This window comes from Peribacillus sp. SIMBA_075 (genome assembly GCF_046534585.1).
The window spans coordinates 1-240 of the sequence record NZ_JAWRYN010001501.1 but is presented as its reverse complement, the minus strand read 5'-3'; the positions used below and the strand labels follow the sequence as shown (position 1 = coordinate 240).

Here is a 240-nt window from a genome sequence, read left to right as displayed (position 1 = left end):
GCATGAAAAGAACATTCCAGTGGCGGGAGAGTGATCAAAAGTGATTACTGCTATGCAAGAGTACCGGGTAACATCGACGTTCGGCTGGCGTTCAGACCCGATCAATGGTAATCGTGAATTTCATACAGGCATCGATTTGGTTAAAACGCATAAAGCACCTATCAACGCTTTTGTAGCCGGAGAAGTCATCCATGCAAAGGAAGGTGTTGCAGGGAGTGGTTTCGGCGGCTATGGGATTGT

The 240-nt window shown here is 47.5% G+C and carries 1 protein-coding gene; it reads left to right on the top strand.

The features are described 5' to 3' along the window. Positions 1 to 40: 40 nt before the first annotated feature. On the top strand, positions 41 to 240 hold a 200-nt coding region (locus SB775_RS33410), incomplete at its 3' end, for a M23 family metallopeptidase (protein WP_410865594.1).